At 64.6% G+C, this 3,962-nt stretch carries 3 protein-coding genes and 1 pseudogene; all 4 read right to left on the bottom strand.

Annotation, left to right across the window (positions count from 1 at the left end; genetic code table 11):
* Positions 1 to 209 (bottom strand): annotated as a pseudogene (locus Q4E95_RS11635) (ABC transporter permease); the annotation flags it as partial.
* Positions 206 to 1,153, bottom strand: coding sequence for an ABC transporter permease (locus tag Q4E95_RS11640; protein WP_303383464.1), 948 nt, complete (start codon positions 1,151 to 1,153; stop codon positions 206 to 208). The gene Q4E95_RS11640 and the pseudogene Q4E95_RS11635, both read right to left, overlap by 4 nt.
* Before the next feature lie 273 nt (positions 1,154 to 1,426).
* A complete protein-coding gene (locus tag Q4E95_RS11645; RefSeq protein ID WP_303383465.1) occupies positions 1,427 to 2,998 on the bottom strand; it encodes a long-chain fatty acid--CoA ligase in 1,572 nt (523 codons plus the stop codon).
* A 138-nt stretch (positions 2,999 to 3,136) separates the two neighbouring features.
* Positions 3,137 to 3,907, bottom strand: a complete 771-nt coding sequence (locus tag Q4E95_RS11650; RefSeq protein WP_303383466.1) for a PDR/VanB family oxidoreductase — start codon at positions 3,905 to 3,907, stop codon at positions 3,137 to 3,139.
* Between the last annotated feature and the right edge of the window lie 55 nt (positions 3,908 to 3,962).

Below are 3,962 nucleotides of genomic sequence, written 5' to 3' on the forward strand. Positions count from 1 at the left end.
CCGGCAAGCAGCCTTCCCAGGGAGGGGATGACGTCCCGGGTCCAGCGGGTGGCGTCCCACGTGACCACGGCGCGCTCCCACAGCTCCGCGGGGGTCGGTACAAAGAAACTGCCTTCCCCGCTGGTGGACCACACGGCCCAGACCAGGATCAACAGGAGCGGCAGGGTGATGACGTTGATGACACCCATCAAGATGGACTTGGCGTTCACTTTGCCACCTCCGTGCGGATCGAGGAGTGCCACGAGAGCACCTTGCGTTCAACCACGCGCATCACCAGGTTGATCAACACGCCCAGCAGACCGGTGGCCAAGACCAGGGCGTACATGGAGACGTAGTTACCGCCGGACTGGGACAGGGCAATTTCCCGTCCCAGTCCTTCGGTGCCGATGATGAGCTGGGCGGTGATGGCCAGGATCAGGGCCACGGCGGAGGCCAAACGGATACCGGTCATTAGGTACGGCAGGGCGGTGGGAAACACCACGTAGCGCAACCGCGCCACGGCCCCCAGGCCGTAGGAGCGGGCGGTGTTCATGGCCACGGTGTCCACATCTGCCACTCCGTACAGCACCTGGATCAGGACCTGCCAAATGCACGCGTACACAATCAGCATCACGGCGGATTCGGTTTGCACACCGAACAGCAGCACGGCCAACGGGATCAGGGCAACCGAGGGGACGGGCCGGAGGAATTCAATGGTGGAGTTGGTGAATCGACGCAAAAAAGCGGAGGAGCCAATCACGAACCCCAGGGCTGCCGCCACCAGCACGGCAATGACCATGCCGATGAGCCACTGCTGCATAGTGGCCGCCACGGCCGCCCAGAATCCGGTGAGACCGATCAGCTCGCCCAACCGAACAATGGCGTCCAACGCGGTGGGCATGTACGCGGAGTTCACCAGGCCCAGCGCGGGCATGAGCTGCCACACGAGGAGGAAGCCCAGCACGCCACAGAGGCCGAGGATGCGGGTTTGCCAGTTTCGACGGCCCCGGCGTCGCGCCTTGCCCGGGCCCGCGCCGGTGGCACGGCCCGTGGCCCCGGACTGCGCCAAAGATCCCAGGGGCGCGGCAGGATCGGGTCGCGTCGGGATATCCAGGGCGGCCACGGTGGCCACATCGGTGTGACGCCGAACATCACCTCGACGTCGGTCGCTCACGGCGGAGCTTTCCAACCGGTGCAGGCGTTCCGCCCGCTGGTCGTCCGCCGCGGGGTCGCTCGGGCCGTCAGGTCGGGGTGGGGGAGAGGATGCAGCGTGTGACCCGGAGGGGTCCCGCTCGCGGCCTGGTTCCGTCATAGGACACTCCGATGCATGGTGGGGCGGAAGCCGGAATTGTGAATCAGCTCACAGTACTGCCAGGATAGTTCGTTAGTTTCAATCGTTCAAGATCTCAACTAATTTTGGACGGCGGCACAGTGGCGCGGCGGCCAGTCACGGCTGCCCGAACCGCGAGCGCAAATCCGGTTTGCGGATCTTGCCCGATGCGGTACGCGGCAATTGCGTCACGAACACCGCAGACTTGGGAATCTTGTAGTGCGCCAGCCGGCCGTCCAAGTGGTCCAAGACCTCCCGCTCGGTGAGCTCTTGGCCTTCGTGCACCATGATCACGGCGCGGCCCACTTCCCCCCAGCGCTCGTCCGGAACGCCGATGACTGCTACGCCCGCAACCTGCGGTAGCTGGGCAATCTGCTGTTCCACTTGGGCGGGGTAAATGTTTTCCCCGCCGGAGATGAACATGTCTTTGAGGCGGTCGGAAATGAACAAGAATCCGTCCTCGTCCAGATAGCCCATGTCGCCCGTGCGGAACCAGCTGCCGTCCTCGGCGTGCTCCCATGAGGAGGCGTTGGCATCAGGGCGGTTCCAGTACTCCGAGATCACGTTGGGGCCCTGCACCTGGATCTCTCCCACCTCGCCCGGGGCGCAGGCGGCGCCGTCGGGCCCCGCCACACGCGTAAACGTGTGGAAGTGAGGGATGCCCGCCGAGCCTTGTTTCTCGCGCGAATAGCGCCCGGGCAGCGTGGTGACCCCGGGTGCCGTCTCGGTCATGCCGTAGCCCATGCGGAAGCTCAGACCGCGGTTTTCGAAAGCATCCAGGACTCGAAGGGGCACCGCGGATCCGCCGCACGTCAGGTTCCGCAGAGAACTCAGGTCCGCCCCATCCCAGGCGGGGTGTTCGGCCAGCATTTGGTAGGTGGTGGGCACACCGGAAATGGTGGTCACTCGGTGTTGCTCAATGAGCCGCAGTACCAGTCCCGCGTCGAAGCGACGTTCCAGTACCAAGCGCCCACCCTTGAGCAGGGTGGGCAGTGCGCCCATTCCCAGCGCGGCCACGTGGAACATGGGCGCGATCATGAGAGCCACATCCCGGGATGTGACGTCGTAGTCAACAATCACGTTGAAGGCGTTCCACGTGAGGTTGCCGTGGGTGAGCACCGCGCCTTTGGGGTTTCCGGTGGTTCCGGAGGTGTACAGGATCACGGCGGGATCGTCCAGGTCCACCGCCACGTCAGGGAGTTCGACGGCGCCGTGCTCGGTGCTCTTGGAGGCCACCAGTTCTTCGTAGTCCACGGTCTCAATGTCCTGGGCGCCGGGGGTTTGTTCTGCACCTTCTGACACGCAGACCAGCAGCGACACCGGGGTGCCCTCGGCGCCCTTGGCGCCCAGTTCCCAAAGCCCCCCGGAGACCACCAACACATCGGGTGCGCTGTCCTGGAGTGCAAATCGAATTTCCGGCACGGCCAGCCGGGTGTTCAGCGGTACGAAGATGCCGCCCACGGCCCCGGTGGCGAACAGTGTCTCCAAAAAGCTGGGATCGTTCTCGCCCACATAGGCTACGCGGTCACCGGCCCGCACGCCCCGCACCTGCAGGGCAGATGCCAACTGTGCGACGCGGTCCGCAAAGTCGTCGTAGCTGAGTTCACCTCGCGCGCTGACAATGGCGATTTCTCCGGCGGATGACCGCCGACGGCGCTCCAGCCAGGTGCCGATACCTCGATTGATCATCCGTGGCACTCCTTGGATCATGTGCCGAGGGTACGGCACGGAGGGTGATGGGCATCACGGCCAAGTCTGCACCAGGTAGTTGACGTTATCAATGGTTGTTGTTGAAACCCATATCGTCCGCGCCGCCGACAGGGTGGGTCACGTCACTTCGATGCTGAGCCGCGCACCCTGCTTCCCCTCCGGTCCTGCGACTGCGCGGGACACGCAGCAGCACATTTTGTCCGCGGCGTTTTTCTGCCGGTCCGAGTAGAAAACATCACGGTGGTCCACGGTGCCCTCCAGGCCCAGGATCTCGACTTGGCACAGTCCGCATTCGCCTCGGCGGCAATCGAACATCATGTCCACTCCGGCGCGTTCCAGCGCCTCGAGCATGGATTCGTCCGCGGCCACCTCCGTGCTCACACCCCACGCGGGAACGTCCACCACGAACGGTTCGGGATCGAACCACCCCGAGTTGCCGAACGTTTCGTAGCGCAGGTTGGTGGGGTCCTGCCCGGAAGTAATCCATGCACGTCGAATTGCGTCCATGAGCCGAATGGGTCCGCACATGTACAGTTCCCCGCCCGGGGGCACGGACGCCACCAGCTGGGCGACGTCGAGCACCTGACCTTGCGAGTTCACGTACGCCTCAAGGCGCTCGCCGTGGCGTTGTTTGAGGATGTCGCGGTACGCCATAGCTTCGGGGGAGCGGGCCGTGTAGATCAATCTGTAGTCCGCACCGAGTTTCCGCAGCAGGTCCGCCATGCCCACAATTGCCGTGATGCCAATCCCGCCGGCCACCAGGACGTAGCTGGAACCGCCCACGCGTAACGGGAAGTCCTGCAGCGGGCGCGTGACGCGCAGTTGATCGCCGGGCGTGAGGGAGTGCAGCACCCGGGCGCCGCCGCGGCTGGTGGGCGACTCGAACACCCCCGGTCAACACCCCGGTCAGCGGTAGAGAATCCGTCATGATTATGTTTCTCGG

The organism is Kocuria sp. (assembly GCF_030536815.1).
Lineage (GTDB): Bacteria > Actinomycetota > Actinomycetes > Actinomycetales > Micrococcaceae > Kocuria > Kocuria gwangalliensis.